The organism is Paraburkholderia rhynchosiae (assembly GCF_002879865.1).
GTDB classification, from domain to species: domain Bacteria; phylum Pseudomonadota; class Gammaproteobacteria; order Burkholderiales; family Burkholderiaceae; genus Paraburkholderia; species Paraburkholderia rhynchosiae.
Window position 1 is genome coordinate 180796 of record NZ_PNXY01000003.1, and the last position, 16752, is coordinate 197547.

The 16752-nt window shown below is 62.5% G+C and carries 19 protein-coding genes; 10 read left to right on the top strand and 9 right to left on the bottom strand.

Annotated elements, in window-relative coordinates:
• Nucleotides 1-77 precede the first annotated feature (77 nt).
• Nucleotides 78-1364, bottom strand: a complete 1287-nt coding sequence (locus C0Z16_RS05490) for a D-amino acid dehydrogenase (protein ID WP_102631176.1) — start codon at nucleotides 1362-1364, stop codon at nucleotides 78-80.
• Nucleotides 1365-1531: 167 nt separating this feature from the next.
• Here C0Z16_RS05490 and C0Z16_RS05495 point away from each other — a divergent pair, with 167 nt between their 5' ends.
• The gene (locus C0Z16_RS05495) at nucleotides 1532-2032 is read left to right on the top strand and encodes an Lrp/AsnC ligand binding domain-containing protein (protein ID WP_102631177.1); all 501 of its coding nucleotides are present in this window, start codon (nucleotides 1532-1534) and stop codon (nucleotides 2030-2032) included.
• A 117-nt stretch (nucleotides 2033-2149) separates the two neighbouring features.
• Nucleotides 2150-3280, top strand: a complete 1131-nt coding sequence (locus C0Z16_RS05500; protein WP_407070655.1) for a PA0069 family radical SAM protein — start codon at nucleotides 2150-2152, stop codon at nucleotides 3278-3280.
• A gap of 74 nt (nucleotides 3281-3354) precedes the next feature.
• Here the strand turns inward: C0Z16_RS05500 and C0Z16_RS05505 are convergent, their stop codons facing one another.
• Both C0Z16_RS05505 and C0Z16_RS05510 read right to left on the bottom strand, forming a co-directional pair.
• A complete protein-coding gene (locus C0Z16_RS05505) occupies nucleotides 3355-3822 on the bottom strand; it encodes a TM2 domain-containing protein (RefSeq protein WP_102631179.1) in 468 nt (155 codons plus the stop codon).
• Between the two features lie 231 nt (nucleotides 3823-4053).
• Entirely contained in the window at nucleotides 4054-5124 is a 1071-nt protein-coding gene (locus tag C0Z16_RS05510; protein WP_102631349.1) for a PQQ-dependent sugar dehydrogenase, read from the bottom strand.
• 291 nt (nucleotides 5125-5415) lie between these two features.
• Here C0Z16_RS05510 and rpsP point away from each other — a divergent pair, with 291 nt between their 5' ends.
• From rpsP to C0Z16_RS05540, 6 genes are all read left to right on the top strand, one after another.
• Entirely contained in the window at nucleotides 5416-5670 is a 255-nt protein-coding gene (gene rpsP / locus C0Z16_RS05515) for a 30S ribosomal protein S16 (protein WP_025600315.1), read from the top strand.
• Between the two features lie 120 nt (nucleotides 5671-5790).
• The gene (gene rimM / locus C0Z16_RS05520) at nucleotides 5791-6516 is read left to right on the top strand and encodes a ribosome maturation factor RimM (RefSeq protein WP_102631180.1); all 726 of its coding nucleotides are present in this window, start codon (nucleotides 5791-5793) and stop codon (nucleotides 6514-6516) included.
• Between the two features lie 38 nt (nucleotides 6517-6554).
• Nucleotides 6555-7322, top strand: coding sequence for a tRNA (guanosine(37)-N1)-methyltransferase TrmD (gene trmD / locus C0Z16_RS05525; protein WP_102631181.1), 768 nt, complete (start codon nucleotides 6555-6557; stop codon nucleotides 7320-7322).
• 154 nt (nucleotides 7323-7476) lie between these two features.
• The gene (rplS, locus tag C0Z16_RS05530; protein ID WP_102631182.1) at nucleotides 7477-7863 is read left to right on the top strand and encodes a 50S ribosomal protein L19; all 387 of its coding nucleotides are present in this window, start codon (nucleotides 7477-7479) and stop codon (nucleotides 7861-7863) included.
• 92 nt (nucleotides 7864-7955) lie between these two features.
• Nucleotides 7956-8675, top strand: coding sequence for an NUDIX hydrolase (locus C0Z16_RS05535; protein ID WP_102631183.1), 720 nt, complete (start codon nucleotides 7956-7958; stop codon nucleotides 8673-8675).
• A gap of 113 nt (nucleotides 8676-8788) precedes the next feature.
• Nucleotides 8789-9727, top strand: a complete 939-nt coding sequence (locus C0Z16_RS05540; RefSeq protein ID WP_102631184.1) for a CobD/CbiB family protein — start codon at nucleotides 8789-8791, stop codon at nucleotides 9725-9727.
• Between the two features lie 108 nt (nucleotides 9728-9835).
• On the opposite strand, the gene C0Z16_RS05545 is transcribed toward C0Z16_RS05540, so the two are convergent.
• Genes C0Z16_RS05545 through C0Z16_RS05555 form a run of 3 tightly spaced genes read right to left on the bottom strand, consistent with a single transcriptional unit; the run spans nucleotide 9836 to nucleotide 12421 of the window.
• Nucleotides 9836-10156, bottom strand: a complete 321-nt coding sequence (locus tag C0Z16_RS05545) for a putative signal transducing protein (RefSeq protein WP_102631185.1) — start codon at nucleotides 10154-10156, stop codon at nucleotides 9836-9838.
• A 1-nt stretch (nucleotide 10157) separates the two neighbouring features.
• On the bottom strand, nucleotides 10158-11165 hold the full coding sequence (rsgA, locus tag C0Z16_RS05550; RefSeq protein ID WP_102631186.1) for a ribosome small subunit-dependent GTPase A: 1008 nt from the start codon (nucleotides 11163-11165) through the stop codon (nucleotides 10158-10160).
• Nucleotides 11162-12421, bottom strand: a complete 1260-nt coding sequence (locus C0Z16_RS05555) for a M48 family metallopeptidase (protein ID WP_102631187.1) — start codon at nucleotides 12419-12421, stop codon at nucleotides 11162-11164. Before C0Z16_RS05555 ends, rsgA begins: the two co-directional genes overlap by 4 nt.
• A gap of 145 nt (nucleotides 12422-12566) precedes the next feature.
• Here C0Z16_RS05555 and orn point away from each other — a divergent pair, with 145 nt between their 5' ends.
• Nucleotides 12567-13178, top strand: coding sequence for an oligoribonuclease (orn, locus tag C0Z16_RS05560; protein WP_102631188.1), 612 nt, complete (start codon nucleotides 12567-12569; stop codon nucleotides 13176-13178).
• Nucleotide 13179: 1 nt separating this feature from the next.
• On the opposite strand, the gene mog is transcribed toward orn, so the two are convergent.
• Nucleotides 13180-13836, bottom strand: a complete 657-nt coding sequence (gene mog, locus C0Z16_RS05565) for a molybdopterin adenylyltransferase (protein WP_102631189.1) — start codon at nucleotides 13834-13836, stop codon at nucleotides 13180-13182.
• Nucleotides 13817-14428: a ribosome biogenesis factor YjgA gene (yjgA, locus tag C0Z16_RS05570; RefSeq protein ID WP_102631350.1), complete on the bottom strand. Its 612-nt coding sequence runs from the start codon at nucleotides 14426-14428 to the stop codon at nucleotides 13817-13819. Before yjgA ends, mog begins: the two co-directional genes overlap by 20 nt.
• 270 nt (nucleotides 14429-14698) lie before the next feature.
• On the opposite strand from yjgA, the gene pmbA reads away from it, so the two are divergent.
• Nucleotides 14699-16069: a metalloprotease PmbA gene (gene pmbA / locus C0Z16_RS05575; RefSeq protein ID WP_102631190.1), complete on the top strand. Its 1371-nt coding sequence runs from the start codon at nucleotides 14699-14701 to the stop codon at nucleotides 16067-16069.
• 84 nt (nucleotides 16070-16153) lie between these two features.
• Here the strand turns inward: pmbA and C0Z16_RS05580 are convergent, their stop codons facing one another.
• Complete coding sequence (locus C0Z16_RS05580) at nucleotides 16154-16654, bottom strand: dihydrofolate reductase (protein ID WP_102631191.1); 501 nt, start codon at nucleotides 16652-16654, stop codon at nucleotides 16154-16156.
• Nucleotides 16655-16752: the final 98 nt, after the last annotated feature.

Sequence of the window (16752 nt, forward strand, 5' to 3'; positions counted from 1 at the left end):
TGTAGCAAGGCGCCGTTTGTTTTTGCGAACCGGTTCGTGCAATCGCAAACCGGCTAGTGATGCGCTAGGCGTCAGCTTCACGCATAAGCCGGACGATGTGCGCCGCCGGTCTCGCCGAGATAGCGATGCACCGACAGATCGTCCGCCTTGATGGCGGGCTGCTTGCCGGACATCACGTCGGCCAGCAATTGCCCCGAACCGCACGACATCGTCCAGCCGAGTGTGCCGTGGCCCGTGTTCAGGAACAGATTCGCCACCGGCGTGCGGCCGACGATAGGCGTGCCGTCCGGCGTCATAGGCCGCAGACCGGTCCAGAAAGTCGCCTTCGACGTGTCGCCGCCGCCCGGGAACAGGTCGTTCACGCACAGTTCCAGCGTTTCGCGGCGAGCCTGGCGCAACGATTTGTCGAAGCCGACGATCTCGGCCATGCCGCCGACCCGAATCCGGTTGTCGAAGCGGGTGATCGCGATCTTGTAGGTTTCGTCGAGCACGGTGGAAACGGGCGCTGCGGCCTCGTTGACGATTGGCGCAGTGATCGAGTAGCCCTTCAGCGGGTACACGGGAATTTTCACCAGGCCGGACAGGAATCCGGTCGAGTAAGAGCCGAGCGCGACGACGAACGAGTCCGCACGCACAAGCTCATTGCCGCATTGAACGCCGGCAACGCGGTCGCCGGCCATGGCGAGGGCGTCGATCGGCGTGTTGTAGCGGAATTTGACGCCCAACTGCTCGGCCAGCGCGGCTAGGCGCGTGGTGAACATCTGACAGTCGCCGGTTTCGTCGCCGGGCAGGCGCAGGCCGCCCGTCAGCTTGTGAGAAACAGCGGCGAGCGCCGGTTCTGCTTGAGCCAGCTCGGCCGCCGACAGCAGTTCATACGGCACGTTGGCTTCGCGCAGCACGGCGATGTCTTTCGCCGCGCCGTCGAATTGCTGCTGCGTGCGGAATACCTGCAGCGTGCCGCCGGTGCGGCCTTCGTAGTGGATGCCGGTCTCCGCGCGCAGCGCTTGCAGACAATCGCGGCTGTATTCGGCGAGCCGGACCATGCGGCCTTTGTTCACTGCGTAACGCGAAGCCGTGCAGTTCTGCAGCATCTGCCACATCCATTGCAGCTGGAACTGCGTGCCGTCGAGGCGGATGGCGAGCGGCGCGTGCTTCTGGAACATCCACTTGACGGCTTTCAACGGCACGCCGGGCGCGGCCCACGGCGATGCATAGCCCGGTGAAATCTGGCCGGCATTGGCGAAACTGGTTGCGAGCGCCGGGCCGGCTTCCCGGTCGATAACGGTTACTTCATGACCCGCGCGCGCCAAGTAATACGCGCTTGTCACGCCGACCACGCCACTGCCCAAAACGACGACTCGCATAGCTGCTCCAGAAAATTCGGCAAGATTCGAGGGCGATGCGCTCGTCAATTCGCTTGAATACATTCGATTAACGAGGTGTAACGCGAGACGCCCAGTGTTAACGGCTATACTATTGGCACTCATGTAGGTTTTGTTATTGTATTTTCCCGATTTTCAGAAGAAACACCATGCGTACGCAGCGCCAGCCGGTCCGATCGCTGGACAAGCTCGATCACAAGATTCTTCGTCTACTGCAACAGGACGGCCGAATGGCCATGAAAGACCTTGCCGAACAGGTCGGGCTGTCCGTGACACCGTGCATCGAGCGCGTCAAGCGAATGGAGCGCGACGGCGTGATCACGGGCTACCACGCGCGCGTCAATCCGGCCGAACTGGGCGCGGCGCTGCTGGTTTTCGTCGAAATCACACTCGATCACAAAAGCGGCAACATGTTTGACCAGTTCCGCCGTGAAGTGCAAAAAATCCCCGAGGTGCTTGAATGCCACCTCGTGTCGGGCGACTTCGATTACCTGATCAAGGCGCGTATCGGCGAAATGGCCGATTACCGCAAGCTGCTCGGCGACATCCTGCTTCAGTTGCCCGGCGCGGTGCAGTCGAAAAGCTATGTGGTGATGGAAGAAATCAAGGAAACGCTGACGATTCCAGTAGGCGATGAGGCCATGCGCTAGACGCTCAGGGGGCTCGACAAACGGCGTAAACACTGTATATTTATACAGGTGTTACGCCGTTTCTGTTTGTTTCGTCTTGCCTGTCGTTTGTTCTCTTTAGCCGTGACCGAACCCGATATCCACTCCGCCGCCGAGTTTCCCATCGCACCGCCAGCGCCTCGCAAGGGGCGCGGGGCGGTGACGAACTTGCAAGGCCGCTACGAAGTGGACCAGCGTGAAGCGGTGGACGACGGCTGGCTTGCGGTCCCGGATGAAGACGAAGCCCCGAAGGTTTTGCGCACGCAGGTATTCGAGGAACGGGCAAAGACCATTCTGACGCGCAATACGTCGCCGGATATTCCGTTCGGCGTGTCCCTGAATCCATATCGCGGTTGCGAACACGGCTGTATCTATTGCTTCGCGCGGCCCACGCATAGTTATCTCGGGCTCTCGCCGGGGCTCGACTTCGAAAGCCGGATCTACGCGAAGGTCAATGCGCCCGAATTGCTGGAGCGCGAGCTCTCGAAGAAGTCTTACGAGCCGGAGCCGATTGCACTGGGCGTCAATACCGACGCCTGGCAGCCTGTCGAGCGGGACTGGCGGCTCACGCGGCGCGTCGTCGAGGTGCTCAGCGAGCGCAACCATCCGTTCGCGGCAATCACGAAGTCGTCGCTGATCGAGCGCGATCTGGACCTGCTCGCGCCCATGGCGGCTCGTGGTCAATTCATGGCGGCCATCACCATCACCACACTAGACGCCGATATCGCCCGCACCCTCGAACCGCGCGCGGCCACGCCATCGCGTCGGCTGCGCACAATTCGCACATTGAGCGAGGCGGGCATTCCGGTCGGCGTGAGCATCGCGCCGGTTATTCCGTTTGTCACTGAGCCGGACATGGAGCGTCTGCTGGAGGCATGCGCGGAGGCCGGTGCATGTAATGCGAGCTATATCGTGCTGCGTCTGCCGTGGGAGGTTGCGCCGCTGTTCAAAGACTGGCTCGCGGCGCACTTTCCGGATCGTGCTGAACGCGTCATGGCGCGCGTGCGCGATATGCGAGGCGGCAAAGTCTACGACTCCTCTTTTTCCGCCCGAATGAAGGGAGAGGGGCTATGGGCCGACCTGCTCAAGCAGCGATTCGACAAAGCCGTGCGCCGTTTAGGACTTAACCAGCGCGACCGCGGCATTCTCGATATGTCCCATTTTCAGCGTAACGAGGCGCCGCGATCCGTGGCCGCGCCCCGCGACAATCCGCAACTCGATCTTTTTTAGCGCAGTCGCGCGGCGCGTTGTTGCTGCTGTTGCTATTGCTATTGCTATTGCTATTGCTATTGCTATTGCTATTGCTATTGCGAAAGCGCCTTGGCCGCCTGCACTTGCCCTTCGAAGTAAGTCTGGAAGGAAATGGCGAGACCAGTCATCAACAGGAACGCACCGATCAGCAGCGAAAAGATCACCACGAAGATGACCGTCCAACCCGAGCGGCTTTTGCGCCGGACTTGCGCGTTGAATTGTCTGTCCCACTTGTCGTCGAGGCGCAGGCCGTAGACGATCGCGGCGAGAAACGCGGCCAGAAGGGAAACGGCGCCGGGGAACGCGAGCAACCAGCCGAGCATCGAAGACCGTTCGCTGGCCACCAGCAACATCGCGCCCGGAATGCCGAGCAGCGTGCCGATCAGATGCGCCCAACCGTAAATATCGCGCAGGCCATAGAGGTAAAAGCGGTGGGCGCCGAGGCTGCCCAGGAACAAAGCCAGCGCGGCGGTAATCGTTTTGGATCGGAAGTACGTCGAGGTCGAAACGGGTGTAGACATGTAGGCGAGAGCAGAGTAACCGGCGGTCGAAGGGAGCGGCGCACCGTTGGGCGCGGACCGTCGCGCATTCTACGCCGCCCGCTTGCGGCCGGTCATGTGGCGAACGGCCTAAGGCAAAAGCGGAAGAGCCCGCATCGTGCGTTCTAGCGCTTCTTCTGGCGGCGTCCGCGTGCCGGCACGGTCAGTCCCCGGTTCGTCGCAACGCTGTTCAATCGTCCGGTAACGGGCTAATCAAGGTGCTGAGTACGTGACGCGATAGATGGCGCCGGCGTAGTCGTCGCTGATCAGCAGCGATCCGTCCGGCAGCGGCAGCACATCGGCCGGCCGGCCCCAGGTTGTCTCTCCTGACTGGAGCCATCCCGCGGCAAACACTTCCTGCCGTGCATGACTGCCGTCAGGTTCCGCAATCACCCGCACGACCCGATAGCCGGCCTTCCTGCTGCGATTCCACGAACCGTGCTCGGCAATGAAGATGTTGTTCCGGTAGTCGGGCGGAAACATCGAGCCGTTATAAAAGCGCATACCGAGTGCGGCGACGTGCGCGCTTAGTTTGGCGACCGGCGGCGTAAATGCGCTGCATGGGTGACCCGCGCCGAATTCCGGATCGGGCGTGTCGCCGCCGTGGCAGTACGGAAAGCCGAAATCCATGCCGACGCGCGGGGCGCGGTTGAGCTCGTCGTCCGGCACGTCGTCGCCCATCAGGTCGCGGCCGTTGTCGGTGAACCACAGCTCATGCGTCACGGGATGCCATGCAAAGCCGACCGTGTTGCGTACGCCGCGCGCCACGACTTCGTAATGGCTGCCGTCCGGATCCATGCGGCCGATCATCGCGTAACGGTCGCGGTCTTTCTGGCAGACGTTGCAGGGCGCGCCTTGCGGCACATACAGCTTGCCGTCGGGTCCGAAAGCAATGAATTTGGCGCCGTGGTGGGTTTCGCTGGGCAATTTGTCGATGACCACGGCGGGCTTGGGCGGCGCGTTCAGGCGGGTGTCGATTGAATCGAAGCGTAGGATCTTCGACACTGCGGACACGTAAAGCGCGCCGTCGTGCCAGGCCACGCCTATCGGCGTGTCGAGGCCCGAAGCGACGACATGGCGCGCGGCGGCCCGTCCGTTTTGCAATTCGAGCGCGTAGACGTGGCCGTCGAGGCTACCTATATAGAGAATGCCTTTAGGCGACAGCGTCATGGCGCGCGCACTCGGCACGGCGTCCGACAGAACCTCGATGTGAAAGCCAGGCGGCAGCTTGATTCGCTCAACGGGCGGTGCCGCCAAGGCGGGCCAGGCAATGCCGGTCAGCATCAGCGCTAGCGCGATTGCCGTCGCGGCTTGCACGCCGCCGCGGCAATGGCGTTGACCGGCGGACCCTTTGCGGCGGGCGAAAAAAAGGAGCAGAAGAGCGATTCTCGGCAGACATTTCACAGGCGCTCCGTCAGGTTCTTCAGGCGTTTCGGCAAGCTTTCGGGCCCGCACCGTGCGGCCGGCGCAGCCCGGCTGCCGAGTTTATCCCGGTAAGTGTTTGTTATGGCGTCAGTTTCCCGCTATAATCGCGTGTTTCAGTCGTTCCGAACCCCGGTTTTCAAGGATTCTAGTATGGTCATCATCCGCTTGGCTCGTGGCGGCTCCAAGAAGCGCCCGTTCTACAACATCGTCGCAACCGACTCGCGTAACCGTCGTGACGGCCGCTTTATTGAGCGCGTTGGCTTCTACAACCCGGTCGCAACGAAGGGTGAAGCACTGCGTATCGCTCAAGACCGCCTGACGTACTGGCAAGGCGTTGGCGCACAACTGTCGCCGACCGTCGAGCGTCTCGTGAAAGAAGCGCAAAAGGCGCAGCCGGCTGCTTAATGGTAGCTCGCATGCGTATCGTCGTCGGTTCGGCCGGCGGCTCGCGCAGCTTGCGTGAGCAGCCCGATGCGCAAGAAGTGTTGCCCAAGCAGGCGTCGAAGTTCGTAGCGAGGTTCAATTATGTCCGAGCGTGATTCCGGCAGTTCAGGTCGCGCGAAGGCAGGTCCGCGCGCAAAGACGTCTGATCAGGCGCCATTCGGTGCATTCGTCCGCAAGCCGGTCGAGCGAGCCGAAGGCAAGGCGAAAGCCAATGTTCCAAACGCCGGTTCCGAAGCAGCAGCAATGCGCGCGGAAACGGCGGAAAGCTGGCCGGCCGATGCAGTCGAGGTCGGCGCAATCGTCGACGCCTACGGCCTCAAAGGCTGGGTCAAGGTGGCCGCTCATGCGGATGCCGGGCACGGCGGCGACGCTTTGCTAAGCGCGAAGCGCTGGTGGCTGATGAAAGGCCACGAGCGGAAGTCGGCGCCGTCATTGCAGGCAAAAACGCATAGCGACAGCGTGGTGGCCCAACTGGGCGGCGTCACTGACCGCGATGTGGCGCTGGCACTGCGCGGCTCTCGCGTCTATATCAGCCGCAGCGAATTTCCGGCCCTCGAAGCCGACGAATTCTACTGGGTCGACCTGCTCGGCCTGGATGTGGTGAACCTTGCCGGCGTCAATCTGGGCAAGGTTGCAGACATGATCGACAACGGTGCGCACTCGGTGTTGCGTATCGAATATCCGGCCGCCGACAAAACCGGCAAGCCGGTCACTGCCGAGCGTTTGATCCCGTTCGTCGGTGTGTTTGTCAAAACGGTGGACCAGGCGGCGAGGCAGATCATCGTCGACTGGGAAGCTGATTATTGATAGTTCAGCAAATCGAGTTCGCTACAACGGAGAGAGCGATGCAGTTCGATGTCGTCACGCTCTTTCCCGAAATGTTTCGTGCGCTGACCGACTGGGGCATCACCAGCCGGGCGGCGAAGCAGGAGCGCTATGGGTTGCGTACGTGGAATCCTCGCGATTTCACGACAGACAACTACCGCACAATCGACGATCGCCCGTACGGCGGCGGCCCCGGCATGGTCATGCTGGCGAGGCCGCTTGAAGACGCGATCGGCGCGGCGAAAGCTGCGCAGGCGGAACAGGGCATCGGCCCGTCGCGCGTCGTGATGATGTCGCCGCAAGGCGCAACGTTGAATCACGAGCGTGTCATGAAGTTCGCCGCGGAGCCCGGCCTGATTCTGCTGTGCGGGCGCTATGAAGCGATCGACCAGCGCCTGCTCGATCGTGTTGTCGACGAAGAAGTCAGTCTTGGCGACTTCGTACTGTCGGGTGGTGAGTTGCCCGCAATGGCTTTGATGGATGCAGTCGTGCGCCAGTTGCCCGGCGTGCTCAACGATTCCCAGTCGGCGGTACAGGACAGTTTTGTCGACGTGCTGCTCGATTGTCCGCATTACACGCGGCCCGAGGAATATCATGGCGTGCGCGTGCCCGACGTGCTGCTCGGCGGCCATCATGCAGAGATTGAAGCGTGGCGTCGGCGCGAGGCGTTGCGCAATACGTTGAACAAGCGGCCCGACCTGATCGTCAAGGCCAGAAAGAACAAGATGTTGAGCCGTGCCGACGAGGCATGGCTTGCAAGTCTCGCAAAGGAAGAGCCGAAGGCGTAAAGCTCCGGTCTTTCGAGCGGACACCAGGCGGCGCCGGACATGCGTGTACGGCGCCTGATGTGAACCCATCCTCTATCGGGGCCGTAGCCAGACGCAAGGGAAATCCAGCGCGAGGCAGGTACGAACGCCGACAAGATGGACTTAGGAGTCAGTGATGAATCTGATTGCAAAACTCGAGCAGGAAGAAATCGCGCGCGCCCTCGGCGAAAAGACCATCCCCGAATTCGCTCCCGGCGACACGGTGATTGTCAGCGTGAACGTGGTTGAAGGTACGCGTAAGCGTGTTCAGGCTTACGAAGGCGTCGTGATCGCCAAGCGTAACCGTGGTCTGAATTCGTCGTTCATCGTCCGCAAGATTTCGTCGGGCGAAGGCGTCGAGCGTACGTTCCAGACGTACTCGCCGCTGCTGGCAAGCATCGTCGTGAAGCGTCGTGGCGATGTGCGTCGTGCGAAGCTGTACTACCTGCGCGACCGTTCGGGCAAGTCGGCTCGGATCAAGGAAAAGCTGGTCTCGAAAGACCGCGCTGCTTCCAAGGCGTAAATGCTGTAAGAAAAAGCACCCCTCGCGGGTGCTTTTTTGTTGGCCAGGTCAAAATAGCGGCATCTCCTCTATCCGCTTATTCGAGAGACCCGTTGATCCGCCCCGTCTTTGAGCCTGAAGTTCTGCCCGTCGAAGCGACGGGCGCCCATCTGCCGCCAGTGGCCGCGGAGCGTCTTACGCCCGATGGCCTGCGCGGCCGTTTCAAGCAGCGTCTCTCGTGGACTCCCGAACCGATCATCGAAGCCCCGTGGCGCGATATACACGCCGATCCGCGTGTGGCCTCGGTACTGGTGCCGCTCGTGATTCGCGCGAATGGCCTGACCGTGCTGCTGACCCAGCGCGCGGATCACCTTAACGACCACGCCGGCCAGGTCAGTTTCCCGGGCGGCCGTCAAGAACCGTTCGATGCCGATGCCACCGCCACTGCGTTGCGTGAAGCGCATGAGGAAGTCGGCCTCGCGCCGTCGCGCGTCGAAGTGCTAGGTGCTTTGCCTGACTATCTGACGGGCACCGGCTTTCGCGTGACGCCGGTGATCGGCCTCGTGCATCCGCCGTTCGCATTGAAGGCCGACGCGCTGGAAGTGGCAGAAGTCTTCGAAGTGCCACTCGCTTTCCTGATGAACCCGGCGCATCACGAAGAGCGCGTGTTCCGCTACGAAGGCGGCGAGCGCCGCTTTTTCGCGATGCCGTATCCACGAGGTGCATCGCTCGAAGCGGCCGGGAAAGGCGTGCGCGGCACGGGCAGCCACTATTTCATCTGGGGTGCGACGGCGGCGATGCTGCGCAATTTTTATCGTTTCCTCGCGGCTTAGGCGAGTTCTTGCGTGCAGTCCCCGGATGTTTGGCCGCGTCCTCGCTCAGCGGCATCCGACCCTGTGCTATCGTTATGAACCAATCGTAAAACTCAAAAAGCACGGCGCATCGCATGACTTTTTTTTCCGTATTGCTGGCTCTGATCATTGAACAGGTGCGCGCGCTGTCGCCGAATAATCCGGTATCCGCGCTGCTTCAATACCATGCGGAGTCGGCGGCGCACGGATTCGATGCGGGCAAGCCCAAGCATGGCCTGCTTGCATGGCTCGTGGTGGTGCTACCGTGGACTCTGGCCGTCGCGCTCGTCTACTACGTCCTCTACAACATTCACTTCGCGCTGGCGTTCCTGTGGAACGTCGCGGTGCTGTACTTCACGCTCGGCTTTCGCCAGTTCAGCCATTACTTCACGGACATCCATCTCGCGCTCAATAACGACGACGTGCCGCGCGCGCGAGAAATCCTGAACGAATGGACCGGGCTCGACACGATCGACATGCCCGTTAGCGAGATCGTGCGCCATACGCTGATTCACGCGGTGGTCGCGTCGCATCGTCATGTGTTCGGCGTGTTCTTCTGGTTTCTGATTCCGGTCGGGCCGGCGGGCGCGGTGTTGTATCGCATCGCCGAATATCTGTCGCGCACGTGGGCACGCCCGGTCGACGACAGAACCATCGCGTTTTCGAGTTTTGCGCAGCGCGCGTTCTTCGTGATCGACTGGGTGCCGGCGCGGCTGACGTCGCTGGGCTTTGCGATCGTCGGTAATTTCGAAGATGCGATTTATGCATGGCGCAATCATTCGCGTCAGTGGCCGGACGCGAATGACGGCGTGTTGCTCGCCGCCGGCAGTGGGGCGCTCGGCGCGCGACTGAGCGGGCCGCTTGCGGAGCCATCGAGTCTCGACGCACTTGCCACGGGCGACGGCGGTCCGATGCAGGTCGGCGACGACTGCACGCCGCGCACGCTGCAATCAGCGGTCGGGCTGGTATGGCGCGCGGTTGTGCTCTGGATGATCCTCTTGCTCATGCTGACCATCGCCGTGTGGCTGGCCTGACGTCACTCGCACCCAGCGCACAGAGCGCCAAAAAACGGGCAGTGCTTGTGAGGCACCGCCCGTTTTTTCTTTTGGACGCTCTCGGCAGAGTTGCAGTAGGAAGCCGCTTCACCCATCCAAAGGATCGCGCGCCGTGCCGCATTGCCAGCACACGGTGAACTGCGCTTCCAGCGTCTCCCCGCAGTGGCTGCATCGCCAGCAAGGCGAACCCGCCGCCGGACCTTGCGAAGCCGCATCAATCAGACGCCGCGCCATCGCCTCGTCGCGGTCATCCACGAGCCACAACTCGGGTGCGCACTGATCCGCCGGGATATCGCCGAGCGCACCGTTCAGATACCGGTTGTGCAACTCGCAGGCAATGCCCGCCGCCGCCAGCACATTGACCCAGTGCTGTCCAATAATCACATTCGGGGCGCGCATCAGTTTCATGTCAGCGCACGATCTGGCTGGCTTCGTGCACGAGTTGCGCGTACAGCGCATGGCGTTCGCGACGAATGCGGCCGTCGGCGACCGCTTCGAGGATCGCGCAGCCGGGCTCGTGCAGGTGATGGCAATTGTAGAAGCGGCAGTTCGGCAGCAGCGGGCGGAACTCCGGAAACGCGCGTTCAAGCCGGCCTTCGGTCAAATGATGCAAGCCGAATTCCTGGAAGCCGGGCGAGTCGATCAGCGCGCCGCTTGCGCCGTCTGCGCTGCGCGTGTCGCTATATGTGTCGCTGCATATGTCACTATGTATGCCACTGTGTCTGCCACTCGGCAGCGGATAGAGACGCGTGAACGTCGTGGTATGGCGTCCGCTATTCAACGCGGTTGATATCTCGCGCGTGGCGACTTCGGCATCCGGAATCAGCAGGTTCACCAGCGTCGATTTGCCCATGCCGGACTGGCCGAGCAGGAGCGTCGAGTGACCGCGCAAGTGCTCGGTCAACGCCGGGCGGGCGGCTTCGGGTTGCGCTTTGATCGACACTTCCACGACGGTATAGCCGAGCTCACGATATGGCTCGAGCCGTTTGCGCGCGCCTTCGAGCGAATCGGTCACGTCGATCTTGTTCAGCACGATCAACGGTTTCAGCTCGTTGGCTTCGGCGGCGACGAGCGCGCGTCCGAGCAGGTCTTCGCTGAAGTGCGGTTCGGTCGCGAGCACGATCAGCAATTGGTCGAGATTCGCGGCGAACAGCTTCGACTTGTACTGATCCGAGCGATAGAGCAGATTGCGCCGCTCGCCAATCTCGACGATCACGCCCTGGTCAGCGGAAGTGGGTTCGTAAATCACGCGATCTCCGACCGCCACTTCGCTGCGCTTGCCGCGCGGGAAGCATTGCAGCATCGGGCCGCCGTCTTCCGGTGCGACCAGATAGTGGCGGCCATGCGCCGCTACCACGAGGCCGCCTACGCGCGTGCTGGACGTCGCGCGCGGTGCTTTGGGGGGGCGGCCGCTCATGCGTGCCGCAACAGTCGGTCGATCCGCTGCGACGCTGGCGGATGCGAGTAGTAAAACGCCGTGTAGAGCGGATCGGGCGTCAGCGTGGACGCATTGTCTTCGTACAGTTTGACGAGCGCGTTGACGAGGTCTTGCGCGTCGGTTTGCGTGGCGGCGAACGCGTCGGCCTCGAACTCATGCTTGCGCGAGCTGAGGCTGCCGAGCGGCGTCACAAAAAATATGAACACCGGCATCGCGAGGAAGAACAGCACAAGCGCAAGCCCGCTGTTCCCACCGACGAGCGACGGCCTGACGCCCAGCCCTTCGTAGAACCACACGCGCTGCGAGAGCCAGCCGAGCAGCGCGAGCATCGCGAGGCTGATCGCGAAGGTGACGAGCATCCGCTTGATCACGTGCCGCCGCTTGAAGTGGCCGAGTTCGTGCGCGAGCACGGCTTCGATCTCACTGCCCGACAGGCGCGCGAGCAGCGTGTCGAAGAACACGATGCGCTTGGCCGCGCCGAAGCCGGTGAAGTACGCGTTGCCATGCGCCGAACGGCGGCTGCCGTCCATCACGAAGAGGCCCTTGGCCGCGAAGCCGCAGCGCTTCATCAGCGCCTCGATGCGGTTTTTTAGCGCTTCATCCTTGAGCGGTTCGAACTTGTTGAAAAGCGGCGCGATAAACGACGGATAGAGCACCAGCACCAGCATCTGGAAGACGACCCAGACGATCCACGTCCACAACCACCAGAAGCTGCCGGCCTGGTTCATCAGCCACAGCACGACGAACAGCAGCGGCAGGCCGAACGCGGCGCCGAGCAGCACGCCCTTCAGCCGGTCGACGATGAAAATACGCTTGCTCATCCGGTTAAAGCCGAAGCGCTGCTCGATCACGAATTGTCGGTAGTAGTCGAACGGCAGATCGATTGCGCTGGTAATCGCGATCACGGCGGCGACGAGTGCGATCTGCCCGACGTAGCCGCGGCCAAGCCAGTCCGAGATCGCAAGGTCCAGCGCCTGTACGCCGCCGAGCAGCGTCAGGCCGATCAGCACTGCTGCGCCGACGACGATCTCAATCATGGTGAGACGGGTGCGCTCGACGGTGTAGTCGGCAGCGCGCTGGTGCGCGGTGAGCGCGATGGTGCCGGCAAACTGGCTCGGCACCTGCTCGCGATGGCCGGCGACAAAGCGGATCTGCCGCGACGCGAGCCACAGTTTGGTGCCGACCATCGCCAGGACGGCGACGACGAACAGAACGGTGAAGTACAGGGTAGGCATCCGTGGATTCCGTGGTATCTATGCGAGAATTATATGTTTCTTCCCGCCTCGCAGCGGGGACATGCTCAAACCATCTTTAACGAACAATCGCCGCAGCAACGGTGCTTTTAAAGACGCCTCCTGCGCGGCTATCAGGGCTGCCTTCATGACTGACATCCTCGAATCCGCCGAACAACTGCCGCTCGTGCGCAGCGACATGAATCTCGTCTGGCTGGACATGGAAATGACCGGGCTCGACCCCGATTCCGACCGCATCATTGAAATCGCGGTCGTGGTGACGAACTCCACGCTCGACAGAATGGTCGAAGGCCCGGTTCTGGCCATTCACCAGAGCGACGAAACGCTCGCAAAAATGGACCAGTGGAATCAGAACACACACGGCCGGTCGGGACTGATCGACCGCGTGAAGGCTTCCACGGTAAGCGAAGCCGATGCCACCGGGCAGATTCGCGAATTTCTCGCGCAGTACGTGCCGCCGGGCAAATCGCCGATGTGCGGCAACTCCATCTGCCAGGACCGCCGCTTCATGGCGCGCTGGATGCCGGAGCTCGAAAGCTTCTTCCATTACCGCAACCTCGACGTCAGCACGCTCAAGGAGCTTTGCCGACGCTGGCAACCGGTCATCTATAGGGGCTTTCACAAGCGCGCGCTGCACACGGCGCTTGCCGACATCCACGAGTCGATCGACGAGCTGAAGTACTACCGCGAGCACTTCCTGATTCCGCCGGCGCCGGACGCCTCCCTCAACGCGGAATAAGCTAGGCCTGCCGGGGGGCGCGCACCGCGTTCTTCGGCCGGAACGCCTTCACGACTTCGGCGTTGGTCTCCACGTACGGCCCGCCGATCAGATCGATGCAGTACGGCACCGCGGCGAAGATGCCCGGCACTTTCACCGCGCCGCCAGCTTCGGCATCGCGCAAGCCTTCGAGTGTTTCCCTGATCGACTTCGGCTGACCCGGCAGATTGATGATCAGCGCGGCGTGATCCGCTGTCTCACGAATCACCGCGACCTGGCGCGACAGAATCGCGGTCGGCACGAAATTCAGGCTGATCTGCCGCATCTGTTCGCCGAACCCCGGCATTTCCTTCGTGGCGACCGCGAGCGTAGCTTCGGGTGTCACGTCGCGCCGCGACGGGCCGGTGCCGCCCGTGGTCAGCACGAGGTCACAACCGACTTCATCGACGAGTTCCGTAAGCGTTGCCGAGATGGTGGCCGCGTCGTCCTGGATCAGGCGCGTGACCACTTGCCACGGCGAACTCAAAGCCGCGCGGAGCCACTCCTGCAAGGCCGGAATGCCTTTGTCCTCGTAGACGCCAGTGGATGCGCGGTCGCTGATCGACACGAGGCCGATCAGGATCTCGTCCGCGTCATTGCGCTTGAGCTTGAGCGCGGAGTCAGGCGTCGCGGTCGTCATCGTCGTCTTCCTGGGCGTCGTCGGCATCGGAATCGGTCGCGGCTGCGGGTCCGTCCGCGTTTTTGATCCACTGGAACAACTCGCGGAAGTAACGCGGCGGCTTGTTCTGCTCCGCTTCCTTGCGGGCGTTGCGGATCAGCGTGCGGCCTTGCTGCGGATCGGCGTTCGGATGCTGGCGGATGAAATCGGTCAGCGCGGCGTCGTCGGCAAGCAGTTTTTCGCGAGTGCGCTCGATCCAGTGCAGCTTGGCCGTTTCCGCCTTGTTCACGCCGTTATAGGTGTCGAGCGCGGTGCGCAGCGCGGCGGTTTCGTCGTCCAGCAGCGAGCGCATCACGCGGCCGACGTATTGCACCTGACGGCGCTTGCCTTCATGGTCGGTGATGCGGCGCGCTTCGCGCACGGCGTCGTCGAGCTTTTCGGGCATCGGCATGCGCTTGAGGGCGTCCTTGGGCAGCGCGATCAGCGCCGAGCCCAGTTCCTGCAACTCGTGCATTTCGCGCTTGAGCTGGGACTTGCTGGGACGGTCGTAACCGTTCTCGTCGACTTCCGGTTCGGCGGATTCGATGGGTTGAATGCGGGTTTTGCGTGTCATGCCGATATTGTAGCGTGCCGGGCCCGCTGCGCCGCCGCGCACACGAGCGGACGTGACGCAAAGCGGGCAGCGAATGCCAGGTACGGCAGCGCTTAGCTTGCTATGATCGCGGGATGCGTTAATGACACGCCAACGCACACTCAAACGTACACTCAAGCGCATACCGAAGCGCGGAGGAGGCGCAGAGGAGCCGCATACCAGGCGCACGCAGTCGCGCGGCATGTGCGAACACCCAAGGGCCGCTCGGCCCCGAACAGGACGGCAACGACAATGGCAGCAGACATGGACGTCAAGCAGCGCTTTTTTCCGCATACCCAGGATGAACTGAAGGAAATCGCCTCGGACATCCTTCGTCACGCGAAGTCGCTCGGCGGCACCGACGCGGCGACCGAAATTTCCGAAGGCGACGGCCTGTCCGTCTCCGTGCGGCGCGGCGAAGTCGAGACGATCGAGCACAACCGCGACAAGATGGTCGGCGTGACGGTGTTCATCGGCAACAAGCGCGGCAACGCGAGCACCTCCGACTTTTCGCCGCAAGCGCTGAAGGACACGGTCGCGGCGGCGTACAACATCGCCCGCTTCACGGCGGAAGACGATTGCGCGGGCCTCGCCGAAGCCGAATTGCTCGAAACCGAGCCGCGCGATCTCGATCTCTATCATCCGTGGAATCTGTCCGCGGACGAAGCGGTGGAAATCGCCCGTCGTGCGGAAGACGCCGCGTTCGCAACCGATCCGCAGATCAAGAACTCCGAAGGCGCGAGCGTGTCGGCGCAGCACTCGCAGTTCGTGCTTGCCACGTCGCGCGGTTTTCTGGCGGGCTATCCGTATTCGCGCCACTACGTCGCGTGTGCGCCGATTGCCGGCAGCGGCCGCAATATGCAGCGCGACGACTGGTACACGTCCACCCGCAGCGCCGAGCAACTGGCCGACCCCGAAGCAGTGGGCCGTTACGCGGCGCAGCGGGCGCTCGCGCGCATCGGTGCGCGCGGCCTCGATACGCGAAAGGTGCCGGTTCTGTTCGAAGCGCCGCTCGCCGCCGGGATACTCGGCGCCTTCGTGCAGGCCACGAGCGGCGGCGCGCTGTATCGCAAGACGTCGTTTCTCGTCGACAGTCTCGGCAAGCCGGTGTTCGCGCCGCACGTGCAGATCGTCGAAGATCCGCATGTGCCGCGCGCAATGGGCAGCGCGCCGTTCGACGAAGAAGGCGTGCGCACGCGGCAGCGTTCGGTCGTGAAGGACGGCGTCGTGGAAGGCTATTTTCTGTCCACCTATTCGGCGCGCAAGCTCGGCATGCAGACCACCGGTAACGCGGGCGGCTCGCACAACCTGTCGCTGCGCAGTTCGACCACCCGTGCCGGCGACGACTTCGAAGAAATGCTGAGGAAGCTCGGCACTGGCCTGTTGCTGACCGAACTGATGGGGCAGGGCGTGAACTACGTGACGGGCGACTATTCGCGCGGCGCGTCGGGCTTCTGGGTGGAGAACGGCAAGATCCAGTACCCGGTCGAGGAGATCACTGTCGCGAGTACGTTGCAGGAGATGTTCCGCCACATCGTTGCAATCGGCGCGGATACGATCACGCGAGGCACCAAAGAGACCGGCTCGGTGCTGATCGAACGGATGACGATCGCCGGGCAGTAACGGTTGCTCAGCGCCGCAAGCGGTATTGCAGACGAAAACGCCACGCAAGCTTGTGTGGCGTTTTCCATTTGACGGCGCCGAGCGTCAGCGGCTTTTGCGTTGGTAGGTGACGAACGCGTAGTCGAAATCGTTCGGCGCATCCGCGCGATGCGTTTCGTGCGCGACTTCTTCCCACTCGTTCGGATCGACTGCCGGGAAGGTCGCGTCGCCTTCGAAATCGGCGGAAATTTCGGTGACGATCAGCTTGTCCGCCAGACGCAGCCCTTCCACATATAACTGCGCGCCGCCGATCAGAAACGCTTCGGGCGCCTGATCGCGCGCCGCGAGCTTGAGCGCTTCATGGAGCGTAGTGGCCACGTCGCAGCCCTGGATGCGCCGTGTTGCCTCCCGAGTCACGACGATGTTGCGGCGTCCCGGCAACGGCCGGCCGATCGATTCGTGCGTTTTGCGGCCCATGATGATGGGCGCGCCCATGGTGGTGCGCTTGAAGAACGCGAGGTCTTCGGGAAGTCGCCAGGGCAACTGGTTGTCGCGGCCGATCACGCCATTGTTGGCGCGAGCGACGATCAGGGTGAGCGTCGTCATCGAATGGAAGGGGGAACGTAACCAGATCGATTCTACCTGACGCGCGCGCCCGAACCGCCGCGTCGACCGGAGCCGCCGCTGTCAATACGGCGCCGGTT

Bases quoted from the DNA above. Each gene is read 5' to 3' on its own strand.
- C0Z16_RS05555 (WP_102631187.1), bottom strand. From the start codon at position 12,421: ATGCCTACCCTGTACTTCACCGTTCTGTTCGTCGTCGCCGTCCTGGCG.
- yjgA (WP_102631350.1), bottom strand. From the start codon at position 14,428: ATGACACGCAAAACCCGCATTCAACCCATCGAATCCGCCGAACCGGAA.
- C0Z16_RS05540 (WP_102631184.1), top strand. From the start codon at position 8,789: ATGACTTTTTTTTCCGTATTGCTGGCTCTGATCATTGAACAGGTGCGC.
- trmD (WP_102631181.1), top strand. From the start codon at position 6,555: ATGCAGTTCGATGTCGTCACGCTCTTTCCCGAAATGTTTCGTGCGCTG.
- rimM (WP_102631180.1), top strand. From the start codon at position 5,791: ATGTCCGAGCGTGATTCCGGCAGTTCAGGTCGCGCGAAGGCAGGTCCG.
- rplS (WP_102631182.1), top strand. From the start codon at position 7,477: ATGAATCTGATTGCAAAACTCGAGCAGGAAGAAATCGCGCGCGCCCTC.
- rsgA (WP_102631186.1), bottom strand. From the start codon at position 11,165: ATGAGCGGCCGCCCCCCCAAAGCACCGCGCGCGACGTCCAGCACGCGC.
- orn (WP_102631188.1), top strand. From the start codon at position 12,567: ATGACTGACATCCTCGAATCCGCCGAACAACTGCCGCTCGTGCGCAGC.
- C0Z16_RS05495 (WP_102631177.1), top strand. From the start codon at position 1,532: ATGCGTACGCAGCGCCAGCCGGTCCGATCGCTGGACAAGCTCGATCAC.
- rpsP (WP_025600315.1), top strand. From the start codon at position 5,416: ATGGTCATCATCCGCTTGGCTCGTGGCGGCTCCAAGAAGCGCCCGTTC.
- C0Z16_RS05505 (WP_102631179.1), bottom strand. From the start codon at position 3,822: ATGTCTACACCCGTTTCGACCTCGACGTACTTCCGATCCAAAACGATT.
- C0Z16_RS05510 (WP_102631349.1), bottom strand. From the start codon at position 5,124: ATGCTGACCGGCATTGCCTGGCCCGCCTTGGCGGCACCGCCCGTTGAG.
- C0Z16_RS05545 (WP_102631185.1), bottom strand. From the start codon at position 10,156: ATGAAACTGATGCGCGCCCCGAATGTGATTATTGGACAGCACTGGGTC.
- C0Z16_RS05580 (WP_102631191.1), bottom strand. From the start codon at position 16,654: ATGACGACGCTCACCCTGATCGTCGCTCGCGCCAACAATGGCGTGATC.
- pmbA (WP_102631190.1), top strand. From the start codon at position 14,699: ATGGCAGCAGACATGGACGTCAAGCAGCGCTTTTTTCCGCATACCCAG.
- mog (WP_102631189.1), bottom strand. From the start codon at position 13,836: ATGACGACCGCGACGCCTGACTCCGCGCTCAAGCTCAAGCGCAATGAC.
- C0Z16_RS05490 (WP_102631176.1), bottom strand. From the start codon at position 1,364: ATGCGAGTCGTCGTTTTGGGCAGTGGCGTGGTCGGCGTGACAAGCGCG.